14 protein-coding genes are annotated in these 14,952 nt (G+C 55.0%); 5 read left to right on the top strand and 9 right to left on the bottom strand.

The features are described 5' to 3' along the window. The first annotated feature begins 516 nt into the window (after positions 1 to 516). Positions 517 to 1,455, top strand: coding sequence for a retron St85 family effector protein (locus LG374_RS07210; RefSeq protein ID WP_225757057.1), 939 nt, complete (start codon positions 517 to 519; stop codon positions 1,453 to 1,455). Further along, positions 1,455 to 2,357 carry a retron St85 family RNA-directed DNA polymerase gene (locus tag LG374_RS07205; RefSeq protein ID WP_225757056.1) on the top strand — a complete coding sequence of 301 codons (903 nt, stop codon included), beginning with the start codon at positions 1,455 to 1,457 and terminating at the stop codon, positions 2,355 to 2,357. The genes LG374_RS07210 and LG374_RS07205 overlap by 1 nt, the downstream gene beginning before the upstream one ends. 497 nt (positions 2,358 to 2,854) lie before the next feature. Here LG374_RS07205 and cysI read toward each other — a convergent pair whose 3' ends face one another. The 4 genes from cysI to cysG form a co-directional block, all read right to left on the bottom strand. Next, entirely contained in the window at positions 2,855 to 4,612 is a 1,758-nt protein-coding gene (gene cysI / locus LG374_RS07200; protein ID WP_225757055.1) for an assimilatory sulfite reductase (NADPH) hemoprotein subunit, read from the bottom strand. 127 nt (positions 4,613 to 4,739) lie between these two features. Then, entirely contained in the window at positions 4,740 to 4,979 is a 240-nt protein-coding gene (locus LG374_RS07195; RefSeq protein WP_225757054.1) for a hypothetical protein, read from the bottom strand. A gap of 3 nt (positions 4,980 to 4,982) precedes the next feature. Next, positions 4,983 to 6,362 carry a YeiH family protein gene (locus LG374_RS07190; protein WP_225757053.1) on the bottom strand — a complete coding sequence of 460 codons (1,380 nt, stop codon included), beginning with the start codon at positions 6,360 to 6,362 and terminating at the stop codon, positions 4,983 to 4,985. Between the two features lie 27 nt (positions 6,363 to 6,389). Continuing rightward, on the bottom strand, positions 6,390 to 7,778 hold the full coding sequence (cysG, locus tag LG374_RS07185) for a siroheme synthase CysG (protein WP_225757052.1): 1,389 nt from the start codon (positions 7,776 to 7,778) through the stop codon (positions 6,390 to 6,392). Positions 7,779 to 8,085: 307 nt separating this feature from the next. On the opposite strand from cysG, the gene LG374_RS07180 reads away from it, so the two are divergent. Continuing rightward, positions 8,086 to 8,298: a hypothetical protein gene (locus LG374_RS07180; RefSeq protein WP_225757051.1), complete on the top strand. Its 213-nt coding sequence runs from the start codon at positions 8,086 to 8,088 to the stop codon at positions 8,296 to 8,298. A 53-nt stretch (positions 8,299 to 8,351) separates the two neighbouring features. On the opposite strand, the gene LG374_RS07175 is transcribed toward LG374_RS07180, so the two are convergent. From LG374_RS07175 to aroB, 3 genes are all read right to left on the bottom strand, one after another. Further along, entirely contained in the window at positions 8,352 to 8,930 is a 579-nt protein-coding gene (locus LG374_RS07175; protein ID WP_006984429.1) for a TerD family protein, read from the bottom strand. A 24-nt stretch (positions 8,931 to 8,954) separates the two neighbouring features. Continuing rightward, positions 8,955 to 10,043 (bottom strand): TerC/Alx family metal homeostasis membrane protein, encoded by a 1,089-nt coding sequence (locus tag LG374_RS07170; RefSeq protein ID WP_225757050.1) that lies wholly within the window; start codon positions 10,041 to 10,043, stop codon positions 8,955 to 8,957. Positions 10,044 to 10,279: 236 nt separating this feature from the next. Further along, positions 10,280 to 11,368 carry a 3-dehydroquinate synthase gene (gene aroB, locus LG374_RS07165; protein ID WP_225757049.1) on the bottom strand — a complete coding sequence of 363 codons (1,089 nt, stop codon included), beginning with the start codon at positions 11,366 to 11,368 and terminating at the stop codon, positions 10,280 to 10,282. Positions 11,369 to 11,520: 152 nt separating this feature from the next. Here aroB and LG374_RS07160 point away from each other — a divergent pair, with 152 nt between their 5' ends. Continuing rightward, the gene (locus tag LG374_RS07160) at positions 11,521 to 11,808 is read left to right on the top strand and encodes a virulence protein (protein ID WP_225757048.1); all 288 of its coding nucleotides are present in this window, start codon (positions 11,521 to 11,523) and stop codon (positions 11,806 to 11,808) included. Between the two features lie 68 nt (positions 11,809 to 11,876). Here the strand turns inward: LG374_RS07160 and LG374_RS07155 are convergent, their stop codons facing one another. Then, positions 11,877 to 13,136 (bottom strand): lytic murein transglycosylase, encoded by a 1,260-nt coding sequence (locus LG374_RS07155; RefSeq protein WP_225757047.1) that lies wholly within the window; start codon positions 13,134 to 13,136, stop codon positions 11,877 to 11,879. A 73-nt stretch (positions 13,137 to 13,209) separates the two neighbouring features. Continuing rightward, positions 13,210 to 14,187, bottom strand: coding sequence for a hypothetical protein (locus LG374_RS07150; RefSeq protein WP_225757046.1), 978 nt, complete (start codon positions 14,185 to 14,187; stop codon positions 13,210 to 13,212). A 110-nt stretch (positions 14,188 to 14,297) separates the two neighbouring features. On the opposite strand from LG374_RS07150, the gene LG374_RS07145 reads away from it, so the two are divergent. Continuing rightward, positions 14,298 to 14,891: a hypothetical protein gene (locus tag LG374_RS07145; RefSeq protein WP_225757045.1), complete on the top strand. Its 594-nt coding sequence runs from the start codon at positions 14,298 to 14,300 to the stop codon at positions 14,889 to 14,891. Positions 14,892 to 14,952: the final 61 nt, after the last annotated feature.

Below are 14,952 nucleotides of genomic sequence, written 5' to 3'. Positions count from 1 at the left end.
AAATTCGACAATCCCCCCAGCTGCCGCACCAGCGCTTGTAACGCCTGTTCGCTATCAGCTTCGCCACCTATGAAGCCACGCATACAGGGATTGAAACAGATGCAGGCGGGAATGGCAGATAACTTGACAAGATAGGAATTAGCTATTTCAGGTTACCTCGCAATATTTCAGTGAAAAGTTTAAGATTATCTCTATTTAAGCAGAAGTTGGAAATATCAACGCAAATGTCGATAAATAGGTTGTGGAAAAATGCGCTAGTTTAGCAAATAGCCTTTATACTTTATGAAAAATACATCTTGCTCTCTCATAAAATTTCTTTTATAATTACATCACTAATTACGCGTTATTTGATGACTTTGTTTTAAATAATTTAGTCATCTATGTCGGGCGCATCGCTAGACTGAATATTAATTGTGTCATTTGTGGCGAGTTTGGAAAGAAAATTCCGAGCTGTCATAAATGACAACTCGGAATTTTCTTTCCAAACTCGCTAATTATGGTAGTTAGTAACTTCTTATGCAGGAAGATTTAGATCGCTTTATTAATATGATAGATCCATTACAAACCCATATAAAAGGCAAACTACCCTTTATATGGGTTTTTGGTAATGGCGCTGAACAAATCAAAAGAATTGGTTGCGTTACGGATGAATTTCATCCAACGCATTTAAAATTTTCACTTTATAGAGAGCTTTCTTCTAATAGAGCTAAGTTTTTTCAATGGTCTTTATACACTGAAAAATCTAATGAATTAACAAAACTTATTCGCATTCCTGAGCAATACCCAGAATGGGAAAGTTATCGCAGCCAATATACTAATTTAGTAGATTTTGAATTAGATGTAATTTCAATCTCCCAAGGAGCAATTATTTTTTCTGAAAGCATTGGCGCTCATGTTGAAATAGGGATGCTATCCTGTCTAACTGAATTACATCAAAATATTCTAATAGTTGTTGATCCTAATTATATAGGAGATAACTGCCACAGTTTTTTTAATTTAGGTGCAATTGAAAAAATCAGGGAGAACAGGTTAGATAATATAACAAATGTTTGGGCATTTGAAAATATTCATAATAATGAGAAATTAAGTGACGAATTTAGAAGTATTTCAGATCACATGCTCAATATCATAACAACTGATTCTAAAATGCCCCTTTCTGCAAAAAACAAGAGCCACATTTCCTTATTACTATTAGACTTAATTGACCTGTTCCCAAATAATTGTAAACTTTTTTATAGGAAGGCGCTTGAGAAATTTGAAATTAATATCCAACCAAGAGAGCTAAAGAATATTTTATTTTTATTAAAACTTCTTGGTCTAATTACTGAACATCCGTCAGGAAAAAATGAAAAATTAAAAACCTTTAATGAGAAATATCTATCCTGCATTAATTATCAAAAAGGAAATAAGATTTTTAAAAGGGCAGATTTTGTAATTGAAAGGAGCAAAAAATAATGTCTCTTCTCCAAGAATTATCAGATAAATTTCAACTCCATGAACAATTAATGGAGAGTTTTATAAAATCGGCTCCATATAGGTATAAATTCCATAAAATAGATAAAAGACATGGGGGGAAAAGAGAAATTGCACAACCTGTTAAGAGTTTAAAAATAGTACAGCGATGGCTAGTAAAGCATTACCTGTCAAAATATCCGACACATTCAAAATCTGCAATAGCTTATATAAAAAATAAAAACATCAAAGATTTTGCTGAACCACACAGAAATAATATTTTCTTATTAAAACTAGATTTTAAAGATTTCTTTAATTCTATTAAAATATCTGATTTTTATATATTTTGCGAAAAACTATCTATCCCTGAGGAAGATAAGATATTCCTAGGTTTACTATTATTTTGTAAAAATAAGCAAGATGAGCCATATTTATCTATCGGTGCACCAAGCTCTCCCACCTTATCAAATGTTTTAATGTTTAATTTTGACAATGAAGTGTTTAACCTTTGCAAAAAGGATGGCATTATCTATACCCGTTATGCAGATGACTTAGCTTTTTCGACGAACCAACCAAATGTATTGCGTCAATTGTTAAGTAATATTAAAGAATTGTGTGCGAAACTTAATTATCCAAGAAATTTACAAATAAACACACAAAAAACTATTTTTACATCGAAAAAATATAACCGCACTCTAACAGGCTTAGTTATTAGTAACGACGGTAATGTAGGTATTGGCCGAGAAAAAAAACGCAAATTACGAGCAATTGCTCATCAAGCTAAACTAGGAAGACTATCGCAAGACAAAGTGGGAAGTTTATTAGGAAAAATTGCTTTTCTTAAAGGCATAGATCCTAGCTTTGCCAAACAATTAGAAGATAAATATTTAAAACATATCTCGTAAAAATTATAGTAGATAGCAAGTATAAATCTTTAAAACTTTCCTACAACCTTTGTTCTTTCAATTGATTAACCCATTCTCTCATCTTCTATACTTCCTTTATTGAGCCTCCTCAGATATCCGTACGATTATACCGCATAATACAGAAATCGTACCTACGATAACCTGAGTATACTTCATACACAACCGATCAGCTAAAGAACTGCCGCTTGAAGAATCCTCAAAGATTTTTCAGACAGTCTTACTCTTAGTTTGCCTTCTCCCTAAAGAATACTTGAGAGAATAAACACCCACATTTTCAAATCTCTCCTTAAAACAATCATGCCCAATATCACCGCCTCCATCATCAAATACGGCCTGCCATAAATTTGAGCAAATAACTTATTGCCCACACGATTTTTGATGGATGCTAACGTCCGTCAAATGAAGTAAAACTTGGACTCACTACTAGGCGAGTCCTCCCCTTTCGTCGCTGCGCGCCACCTTCTCTCGCAAGCGATTTACGCCGCCCAGAAGTCACGCGGCGGGTCGAGGACGGGTTTGACGATGCCGGTGCGGATGGCGTAGTCGCCGAAACCTTCATCCGTTTTGCGTTCCCGCGCCCAAGCACCAATCCATTCGTCCAGGATGGCAAGGATTTCCGGCTCGGTGATGTTTTCTTTGTAAAGGCGCGGGATGCGCGTGCCGATGCGGTTGCCGCCCGCGAAGAGGTTGTAGCGTCCGATGGCTTTGCCGACGAGGCCGATTTCCGCCAGCATCGCCCGGCCGCAGCCGTTCGGGCAGCCGGTCACGCGTAGCACGATGTGTTCGTCCGCCATGCCGTGTTTGGCCATGATGGCATCCACCTGGTCGATGAGGCCGGGGATGAAGCGTTCGGCTTCGGCCATGGCGAGAGGGCAGGTCGGCAGTGAGACGCAGGCCATGCTGTTTTCCCGCTGTTTGGTGACTTTGTCGCTGATGAGCCCGTATTTTCGCGCCAGTTTTTCGATTTTGGCTTTGTCTTTCGGCGCTACACCCGCGACGATGAGGTTCTGGTTGGCGGTCAGGCGGAAGTTGCCTTTGTGGATTTTGGCGATTTCGCGCATCCCGGTTTTCAGCGGTTTGTCGTCGGTGTCGATGAGGCGGCCGTTTTCGATGTAGAGGGTGAGGTGCCAGTTGCCTTCTTCGCCTTTGACCCAGCCGATGCGGTCGCCCCGGGTCGTGAAGTGGTAGGGGCGGATGGGCTCGAATTTGATGCCCATGCGTTTTTCGACTTCGGCTTTGAAGACGTCCACGCCGACGCGTTCGAGGGTGTAGCGGGTGCGCGCGTGTTTGCGGTCGCTTCTGTCGCCCCAGTCGCGCTGGGTGCTGACCACGGCTTCTGCGCAGTGCAGGGTGTGACTGAGCGGCACGTAGCCAAATTCGTAGGAGGTGTTGGGGTAGGTGGTGGTGTTGCCGTGTTCGCTGGACAGGCCGCCGCCGACGAGGACGTTGAAGCCGACAAGGTGGCCGTTTTCTTCGATGGCGACGAAGCCGAGGTCGTTCGAGTGGATGTCCACTTCGTTGTCGGGCGGGATGACGACGGCGGTTTTGAATTTGCGCGGCAGGTAGTTTTTACCGAGGATGGGTTCGACGCCGTCCGCGATTTCTTTGTTGAGCGGCTTTGTTGGTTCGGTGGTGAAGACTTTTTCGCCGTCCAGCCAGATGTCGGCGTAAGCGGTGGTGCGCGGCAGCAGGTGCATGCTGATTTTTTTCGCCCATTCGTGTGCCTCGCGGTGCAGGGCGCTTTCGACGGGGTTGGTGGTGCAGAGGACGTTACGGTTTACGTCGCTTGCGGTCGCGATGGAATCGAGCCCCAGTTTGTGCAGCCATTGGTGCATGGCCTTGATGTTGGGTTTTAAGACGCCGTGGTACTGGAAGGTTTGGCGGTTGGTGATGCGGATGGAGCCGTAGAGGGTGTTTTCTCCGGCAAATTCGTCGATGCCCAGCCATTGCTGCGGGGTGATGATGCCCCCCGGCAGGCGGCAGCGCAGCATCATGCTTTTCAGCGGTTCGAGTTTTTGTTCGGTGCGTTCGGCGCGCAGGTCGCGGTTGTCCTGTTCATACATGCCGTGGAAGCGGATAAGCTGGAAGTTGTCGCCGCGAAAGGCACCGGTAATGCCGTCGCCGAGGTCAGCGGCGATGCTGCCGTGCAGGTAGTCGCTTTCGTCTTTGAGGCGTTCGTTGTCGGAATAGGGCGCGTCGGGCAGTTTGGCGCGTGGATCGTGGGTATGGCTCATGATGGGTTCCTTGGGTTTGTGTGGCGGGGATACGGGCGGGGTTAGTTCGTGTGGTTGCGCGCGGGATGCCTGGGGATAAGCGGTAAAGCGCGTAGTTGTCCCGCTTGGTGGCGCACCGGTATCTGTCTCACAGATACCCCCAGGCGCGCTGGTATTCAACGTAGAGGTGGTAGTCGTAATCAGCGAATCCGGCAGCGCGCAGGGCGTCTTTATGGTCGTTGCCTTCGCCGTCGTGGCTTTCCGCCTGCCAACCGCGCTTGTGGGCGCGGATGGTGTAGTGGGCTTTATCCAGGTGCCCGTGCAGGGCGGCATTGCGCGGATCGTGCAGCGGGTAGGCGCTGCGGATGGTGGTTTTGATATGGATCATGGTTTATGCCCCCAAGCTGCGCCAGTAGCTGTCAAAGACGTGGTTCGAGAGCCAGTAGCCGAGCGGCAGGTTAATAGCGACGCCGATGGCAAAGGCGAAGCACGGTTTCAGGCCGACGGCAGCGAGGTCACGGAAGCGCGTGGTCAGGCCGATGCTGAGGAAGGTCAGGGTGAAGAACCAGCCGCGCAGGTCTTTCAGGGTCTTCAGGGTTTCGGCGTTGTAGGCTTTGGCGGCGTCACCGTTGAGGGTGGTGATGACCAGGGTGGTGAGGATGGAGGCGATGAAGAAACCGAGGATGAATTTGGGGAAGCGTTGCCAGATTTCGCGGCGGTCAATGCGTTCGCTGCTGGCAGCTGCCTGTCTTTCCCATACGGTGACGGACAGGATGGCGACGAGGAAAGCCCAGATGCCGACGAACATGTCGCGCCCGACAACTTTCATCAGGGTGAAGGCTTCCGTGGCGGCGTCATGACCGACGGCTTCGGCAGCGGCGAATCCGGCGGCATCGGCAAATTCCGAGGTGCCAATCCATGCGCCTGCTACGCCCGGATACAGGCCTAGCCAGCGGCTGGCAGCGGGCAGCAGGAAAATCATGACAACTGCCCAGACGATGACGAGCGAGATGGCCATGGAGACGTGTTCTTTCCGCGCGCGGCAGGCACCGCCGATGGCGATTGCGCCGGACACGCCGCAGATGGAGCCGCCCGCGCCGAGGCAGGCTGCGAAGCGGCGGTCAAGGTGGAAGAGGCGGGTAGCGGCGAGATAAATGCTGGCGAAGGTGACGACGGAAACGATCAGTGCCTGGCCGATGGCAGCGGGCCCCGCGCGCAGGATGATGGTAAACGGCAGGGTTGCACCCATCAGCACGATGCCGGTTTTCACGTAATATTCGGTGCGCAGCGCTTCGTTGAACCAGGCGGGCAAACGGGCGGCATTGCCGATGACGAGGCCGATGAGGAGCGCGACCAGGGGCCCTTCCAGTTGTGCGTTTTTCGCGGCGCTGTGTGCACTCACGATAAGGACGGCGATGGCGAGCAAATACAGCACGGTGAAGCCCGCGAGGTAACGTTGCACGTGATAGCCAAGGCTGCGCGCACCCGTGCCGAGGACGGCGGCGAGCAAGAGGTACAGTCCCAGCGCACCGGGGATTTTGCCGGGCAGTTGCGCGGCAAGGTCAGCGGGCGTTGTCCAGCCCTTCACGCCGAAGCTGAAATAAGCGGTGATGCCGCTGCCGCCCGCCAGGAACAGGGCAGTAGTGGCGATAACCAGGCCGAGGCCGATAACGATTGCCCAGCTATCTTCTTTTTTCAGCCAAACGGGCGGTGGGGCGGAGGGGCGGGTATCAGTTTCTGCACGGGGCAGGGTCAACGTGTTGGTGGTCATAAATACCTCTCTATATCAATGGAATAATCAGGCGGCGATGTCGGATAACGCCTCGCCAAACCAGGCCAGCTGTTCGCGCAGGTGCACGACTTCGCCGATAACGATGAGCGCCGGACGTGGCGCATGGGCGGCAAGCGACGGCAAATCGCGCAACACGCCCGTTTGCACCGTCTGCGACGGCAATGTGCCATTACTGATAACCGCGACGGGGGTTGAAGCGGCGCGACCATGGCGGACAAGTTCGGCACTGATTTCCGCCGCTTGCAGCGTGCCCATATAAATGACCAGCGTCTGCTGCGCCCGCGCCAGTGTCGCCCAGTCCATACGCGCGCCATCGCGGCAGTGCCCGGTGATGAACAGCGCCGACTGCGCATGATCGCGGTGGGTGAGCGGGATGCCCGCATAAGCGGTCGCGCCGAGGGCAGCGGTGATGCCAGGGATGACGCGGAACGGAATCCCCGCTGCTTGCAAGGTCGCCGCTTCCTCGCCGCCACGTGCAAACACAAACGGGTCGCCACCTTTCAGGCGCACCACCCGCTTGCCCAGCGCCGCGTGGCGCACCAACAGCGTATTCGTTTCCGCCTGCGCCACCTGATGCGCCCCGGCGCGTTTGCCGACGCAGACCTGCTCCGCGTCCTTGCGAATCAGGCGGCGGATGTCGTCCGACACCAGCGCGTCATAAAACACAATGTCGGCGGCCTGAATGGCCTGCAAAGTGTGCAGGGTGAGCAGCCCGGCATCGCCTGGCCCCGCGCCCGCCAGCACCACCTCGCCGCGCGACGGGCTGAAGGTGTCGAGCTGGGCGGCGAGTTCGCGTTCTGCTGCGTCATAGCGCTGCTGCGCCACCAGCGTGTCAAAGCGGCTGGCGAAGAGCTTTTCCCAAAAAGCGCGGCGAGCGGAAGCGGGCAGCTTGCGCTTCACCCGTGCGCGACAACGTCCGGCGATTTCCGCCAGCTTGCCGGTGTGTGCCGGAATCAGCGTCTCGATGCGCTGCCGCCAGTGGCGGGCAAGCACAGGCGCCGTGCCCGCACTGCTAATGGCGATTTGCAACGGCGCGCGATCAATCACAGCGGGGACGATGTAAGAACACAGCGCCGGACTGTCCACCACATTGCACAACTTCCCCGCCGTTTCCGCCGCTTGAAACACCTGCGTGTTCAGCGCGTGATCATCGGTAGCAGCGACGGCGAGAAACACGCCGTCAAGCTGGGCGGGGGCAAAATCCGCACCAATATGTTCCATCTGCCCGGCGGCAAGCCAGTCCTGAAACGGTGCGGACAAGTCACGCGCGACCACGCGCAAGCGGGCGCCAGCGTGTAGCAACGCTTCTGCCTTGCGCGCGGCGACGTGCCCGGCGCCGACGAGCAGCACCGCCCGTCCGCGCAGGTCGGCAAATAAAGGGAAATGTGGCGTCATGATGAGGGCTCCGTTGGGTGGTTGCCCGCATCATAGAAAGCGCGCGCGACGCTGTGAAATAGGCATTTGCATGGTAATCATGCGTTTTTGGCATATGCCCACAGATAAGGAAATCGCCAAAAAGCGGGCGGCGGCGCACCGCCGCTTATGGCGCAGATGTGGGATTTTCCTTGCCGTAATGGTTATAGTAGGGGCGGCGGCTGCGGGTGGGGCACCGGCGGCTTACCTCCTTTTTCTGCCGGTGCCGCGCCTGCGGCCGTCATCCAGCCGCGTCAGGCGGCATTCTTTCACGCAACCGGAGAACCCGATGTTCAAGCAAACCGTCCTGCTGTTCGTCTGCGCCCTGGCGCTTGCCGCCTGCGACAGCGAAAAGCCGAAAACCACCCCGCAATCGGCCGAGGCCCGCGCCGACAACCCCATGCTGAAATTCCAGGATGAAACCGTCGGCAAGGCGGAGAAAGAACTCAACAAGGGATTGGAGAATACCCAGCAGCGTCTGAATGACGCAGACAAGCAGTAACAGCGCTGCATAAAAAAATCCCCGCCGGAGCGGGGATTTTTTGTGCGCGGTATTCAGCCGACGTTCACGCCGTACTGCTGGCACAGCGCATACAGGCCGCCGGAGTAACCCTGGCCGATGGCGCGGAATTTCCATTCGCCGTCGCGGCGGTAGATTTCGCCGAAGACCATTGCCGTCTCGGTGCTGTAATCCTCGGAGAGGTCAAAGCGCAGCACTTCCTGTCCGGTTTCGTGGTTGACGAGGCGGACGAAGGCGTTGCTCACCTGGCCGAAGTTCTGGCGGCGGATTTCAGCGTCGTGGATGGTGACGGTGATGAAGAGCGAGCTGATGTTCGCCGGCAGTTTGTCGAGCTGGACGAGGATGCTTTCATCGTCGCCATCGCCATCTCCGGTCAAGTTATCGCCGGTGTGCTCCACCGCGCCTTCCGGCGAGCGCAGCTGGTTGTAGAAGATGAAGTAGGCGTCGGAGGGGACTTTCTTGTTGTCGCCGGTCATGAACAGGCTGGCATCAAGGTCGAAATCGGCGCCGTCGCTGCTGCGCGCGTCCCAGCCGAGGCCGATCATCACCTGGCGCAGGCTGGGGTCGGTTTTGCTGAGGGAGACGTTTTGTCCTTTATTGAGAGAGATTGCCATGGGGATTTCCTTACGGGTGGTGGGTTATTTTTTCTCTTCCGCTTTTTCCGGGTAGAGCACCGAGGCGACCACGCCTGCGGCCAGCACGACGAGGACGACGATGAGCGAGGCCACCGGCGAGATGTCGAAGCCGTGATGGAAAAGGTGGTTGGTGGCGGAAAGCGCCAGCTTGGCGGCGATGAAGAAGAGCAGGACGATGACCGCTTTTTCGAGGTGGACGAGGTAGCCTTTCAGCGCTTCCAGCACGAAATACATGGTCCGCAGGCCGAGGATGGCGAACATCATCGCGCTATAAACAATCAGCGGCTCGCGCGACACAGCGATGACAGCCGGGACGCTGTCGAAGGCGAACATCACGTCGGAGATTTCAATCACCGCGAGGCAGAGCAGGAGCGGGGTGGCGACCCAGGCACCTTTTTTCATCGCATGCGGGTGGCTGCGTTCAGGGTGCTTGGTATCTTCGCCGGCGAGTTCGAGGTGCTCCATCGGCGCTTCCGCCTTCGCTTTTTCCAGTTCCTGCGCGTTCAGGAAAAAGTTGTGTCCGAAGAGGCGCGGCCACACGGGGAAGAAGCGGTGCACCCAGCGATAGGCGATGTGGTCGGAATAGTCTTCGATTTCCTCACCGTCATCGCCGCCGCTTTTCAGCATCATCACCGCCGTGTAGGCGATGACCAGGGCAAAGATGATGTCCACGACCGGGCCAAGGGCGAGCAGGCTGCTGCCGATGGCGACAAAAATCATGCGGAAGATGATGGCGCCGATGATGCCCCAGTAGAGGACGCGGTGGCGGTAGCCTTCGGGGACTTTGAACCAGGCGAAAATGGCCATCATCACGAAGAGGTTATCGACGGAAAGCACTTTTTCCAGGGCGTAACCGGTGATGAAGAGGCTCGCTGCCGTCGCGCCGTGGTGCCAGGCGAGGAAGCCGGCGAAGGCGAGCGAGATAATGATCCAGAAGACCGTCCATAGCGAGGCGCTTTTCAGGCTCATCGGCTTGTCGTCGCGGTGCGCATGCAGGTCGATGAAGATGGCGCCGATGGAAAGGACGGCGAAAACGGCCACGGTTTCAATGGGAAAACCGAGGTGGTGGGTGGCATCAATAGGGGTTGTCATGAGGTTCCTTGGCAAAGGTGGGGAAAAACGCCGCCCAAGCGGCGGCGGGGCGCGCATTATACTGAAAATGTACGGTTTTTCGTGCAAGCGATAGCGGCTTCCGGTATCGGCACGAAAGCGAGGCCCGGACGGGCGCCAATCCATGCCGCCCCCATTCATATCAACGCGCGCCAAGCGGGATAAACACGGGGCTCCCGGCATAAAAAACGCCGCAGCAGTGGCGTTTGCGGCGACTTTCAGGCGCGGCAGGCGTCTATCGCCTGGCGGATGGCTTCCGCAGCGACGCCGCTGTCGATGCCACTGTCGCAGAAGCGTTGCGGCAGGACGAGGCGCAGGGTGCCGCCGCGTGTTTTTTTGTCGAGTTGCATTTTGTCGAGGATATCGGCGGTGGTGATGTCAGCCGGGATGGTGGTCGGCAGGTCATAAGCGGCGAAGAGGGCGGCAGTGCGTGCGGCGTCTGCCTCGCTGACGCGGTCAAGGATGACGCCAAGGCGGGTGGCAATGACGCTGCCAATGGCCACCGCTTCGCCGTGTTTCCAGCGTTTGTAGTGGGTCAGGGCTTCGAGGGCGTGGCCAAAGGTGTGGCCGTAGTTGAGTAGCGCCCGCACACCCTGTTCGCGTTCGTCGGCAGCGACGATCGCTGCTTTGTTGGCGCAGCAGTGGGCAATCATTTCCGCCAGCAGGGCGGGATCGTGGGCGCGGATGCCGTCGCGGTTTGCTTCCAGCCAGGTGAAGAAAGCGGGGTCGTTGATGAGGCCGTATTTGATGACTTCGGCCATGCCGGCGGCGAACTCGCGTGGCGGCAGGGTGGCGAGGGTGGCGGTGTCGATGAGCACGGCCTGCGGCTGGTGGAAGGCGCCGATGAGGTTTTTGCCCTGCGGGTGGTTGACGCCGGTTTTGCCGCCCACCGAGGAATCGACTTGCGCCAGCAGGGTAGTCGGGATTTGCAGGCCGGCGATGCCGCGCTGGTAGGTGGCAGCGGCGAAACCCGCGATGTCGCCGGTGATGCCGCCGCCGAGGGCGATGATGAGGCTGTCGCGGTCGTAGCGGGCGGCAACAAGGGCATCGAGGATTTGTGCGTAGCTGGCGAGGTTTTTGTGTGCCTCGCCGTCAGGCAGGTGTACGGTGATGACGGTTTTGTCGGCAAGGGCGGCAGTAAGCGGAGAGAGGTAGTGGCGGGCGACGTTGTCGTTGGTGACGATGCAGATTTGCCGCTGCGGGACGAGCGCGGCGAGCAGGTCGCGGTCGTGCAGGAGACCGTGGCCGATGTGGATGGGGTAGCTGCGCGCGGCACCGGCAGGCAAGTTGACGGTAAGGGTGGTCATAAAATTCTCGCAATGGGGTGAAAATGGCGATGATAGCGGCTTGGTAGCAGGGCGGGAAGCGGGGCCTGCGCTCCCGCTTGGCGGTGATAGCGGGTCAGGAATTATGTGATGATGCGTTATAATTTGATCACAACCAATTTGGAGTATCTGTCATGTATGCCATTGCCTTTGATTTGGAAATTTCCGAGCTTAAAAAGCACTACGGCGATCCCTATAACAACGCCTACTTTGAAATAAAGTCTGAACTGGCAAAAATCGGATTCGACTGGACGCAAGGGAGCGTTTATCTGTCCAACGACACGACAAACAATCTTGCTACTGTTTATAAGGCCATCAATTTGCTGTCAAAAATAGAGTGGTTCGCCAAATCTGTTCGCGATATCCGGGCATTCAAAGTGGAAGATTGGTCTGATTTCACCGCCATAGTCAAGGGCTTATAACCGTTTGCAACATGAAAGACGCCGCATGATGCGGCGTCTTTTTTTGTGCAAACTGCTGCAATATCACCTCAATACCCGCCTATCAGTGCCGCCGCGCTGCGCTGGCTGATGAAGCCGTCCGGGATTTGTCCGTTTGCTGTCTGCCACTGGCGGAAGGCGTTGCGTGTGTTCGCACCGAGGATGCCGTCTGTACCTTTGGTGTCGTAACCAGCGGCGGTAAGTGCCTGTTGCAGGCGTTGCACCTGGTCACGGCTGAGTGCCTGTTCGTCGCGCGGCCAGGCGGCCTTGATGCCGCCGCTGTTGCCGCTGATGCCATCGGCAAGCAGGCCGATGGCGAGGGCGTAGCTGGATGAGTTGTTATAGACCTTGATGGTTTTGAAGTTCGGGTAGAGCAGGAGCGCCGGGCCGCTGTGGCCGGCGGGTAGCCACAGGGTGGCTTGCAGGTTTTCCTGCGGCAGGGCCGCTCCGCCGGTTTGCCGCGCGCCGAGCCGGCTCCATTGCGCCAGCGGCAGGCTTTGGTCGGTGTAGCGGTAATCGAAGTCGGGGGCGAGGCTCACTTCGCGCCCCCAGCGGTGGCCGCGCTGCCAGCCGGATTTGCTCAGGTAGTTGGCGGTGGATGCCAGCGCGTCTTCGATTTGCCACGGGTCGCGGCGGCCATCGCCGTTGCCGTCCACGCCGTATTGCAGGAAGGTGGTCGGGATGAACTGGGTGTGGCCCATGCCGCCCGCCCACGAGCCGCGCAGTTCGTCCCAGCTCACGTCGCCACGCTCGATGAGTTGCAGCAGGGCGATGAGTTGCTGTTCGGCGAAGTCGCGGCGGCGGCCTTCGTAGGCCAGGGTTGAGAGGGCCTGGATGAGGTCGATGTTGCCGGTGTTCGCGCCGTAGGCACTTTCCATGCCCCAGAAGGCGACGATGTAGGACGCGCCGACGCCCGTCTGCGCCTCAATCTGCTGCAAGAGGCTGCGGTAGCGGGAAAGCTGGGCACGGCCTTTCTGAATGCGGTCGTTGGAAACGGCATTGTCGAGGTACGCCCAGACCATTTTGTTCAGCTCCGGCTGTTTGCGGTCGGCACTGACCACTTTTTCTTCGTAATGGGTACGGGCAAGCAGTTGCTGGATGTCGCTGTCGGCGATACCGGCAGCAGCGGCGCGCTGGGCGAATGCCTGCTGCCATTCGGCGAAGTTCGCAGGCTGCACCAGCGGCGGCGGGGTTTCCGGCTCAAGCGGTGGTGGTTGTTCGGGTTCGACGACCACCACCGGCGGACGCGTACCGCAGGCGGTGAGCAGATAGGCAATGGCGAAAACTAGGATGGAACGGAACAGGGTCATGGCGGCAATCCGGCGTAAATGAAGAAGTGGTTAGGATAATGGCAGACGGACGGGGCGGCAATTTGTTGCAGGATTATGCCTTGTGGCGGAAATAGCGCCACCAGCCATAAAGCAGTTCCAGCGCAATCAATGCGAGGATATGCCTCAAGAGATACATCATGGTTGAACCATGATCTATAACATTTTCCATATCAAGTACCGGAAACCATATAAGCATGAAAAGGCCGACGAATCCCAGTAATGTCATGAATGCGGTAATCAGGAATAGCACCAAGCGACGCTCATCGGAGCGCGCACGTATGGGCTTGAGTTGTTCGACACCTAGATAATTCACTATGTCCCATCCGGCAATACACAGGCAATAGAACACGACTGGGAAAGTGACAATCCGGAACAAGGCGAAAGCAAAATATCGATCGGATGCCGCTGCCGCCAAGAATGTCCGCTCATCGGGGAATAATTCGGCCAATTTTGGAGAAAATTCAAAATCCAGAATAAAGAATTTTTTTCTAATGTCTTCAGGGTATATGCCGCTATGGTCTTTCATCCAAGCAACCAAATGCTGCAACCATTCCGGATACCAGATCAGTTCCCCATTTGGGGTCCAGGCATGAATATAGAATGCCTCAAAAAGCAGAATGACGGCGATCAGGAGCAGCGCCGTTTCCTGTTTGCGGCTGGGCGGCAGGCCACCATTGAGCCGCGCTTCCAGTATTAAGAAGTCACGCTCTTCATCATCATCCTCAGCATCAATTTCTGCGAGCATATCGGCCTGCCACGGATAACCTCGGCCGATCAAGCGTCTGCTGATGAGGGGCATGCAATACATCACGGCAATAATGGCGAGAAAGACGAGGAAATTGCAAAAAAGCATGACGCCGCTGCTCCAGCCGCGAATGGTAAAACCAAAAAGGTATGACGACAGCACAATGATAAAAATATACATCAGTGCCTGAAAGCCTAAATAGCGCTCTAACAGGCGCCCGGCAGTGTATTGCCATGCGCCGATAGAAGGAACGTCCACGTGAGGAGGGCGTTGGTAACCGGTCATCCATCATGCTCCTTTATATGTAGGGGATACTGTCGTTAATAAAGAAAGGCGAGAATTATAGCCGCCAGTCTCTTTCCCATGCGGCATACTGTCGCCCTTCCTTCAAAATCATGAAGAAGAATGCCCTGTCCCTGTCAGCGCTGGCCTTGGCCACTGCCCTGTACGGTCATACGGCACAAGCCGAATTACCTCGTGATTTTCAGGAATTCAAGGCACGCTACCAGCAGGAGGGCCGTGTGCCGGAAGGGGCACTCAAGCTCTATTTTGAGGCTGTGTTTTTCTATATCGACGAGGCCACGCGTAGCGAAGGCGCGAAAATGCTGCGTTATGCCATGCACTTGGATCGCCCGCTGGAACAGGTGGGCAGCTACGCAACGTTCGTCAGCCGCATGCAGGATCCGGATGAGAATTACGTGTTCCGCAGTTTTGCCACCGGCACCTCTCCACAGAACGGTTACCACATGTCGCCGGATAACTTCGAGCTCATGATTGTGCGCCGCGCGTCCGAAACGGACTACCTGGCGTTGTACCTGCATAGTTCCGGCGCGGATAGCCAGCGTGGCGTCTGGATGAAGGAATACGGTGGTCTGTGGTACACCATCAACAATGCTGGTACTTACTCGCAGGTGCGCGCGCCGCAGTCGCAGATAGAGCGGCACAAAAACGCACACGATGCCGACTTTGACACCGTTGGCGGCCGCTGACACCATCCACAACAAAGCCCGCGCAAGCGGGCTTTTTGCTGCTGGCTTCGCAAAAACACTC

Origin of the sequence: Cardiobacterium sp. Marseille-Q4385 (assembly GCF_916618745.1) — a bacterium.
Lineage (GTDB): Bacteria > Pseudomonadota > Gammaproteobacteria > Cardiobacteriales > Cardiobacteriaceae > Cardiobacterium.
Note: the sequence above shows the minus strand (reverse complement) of the source record. Positions and strands in the feature narration are given on the sequence as shown.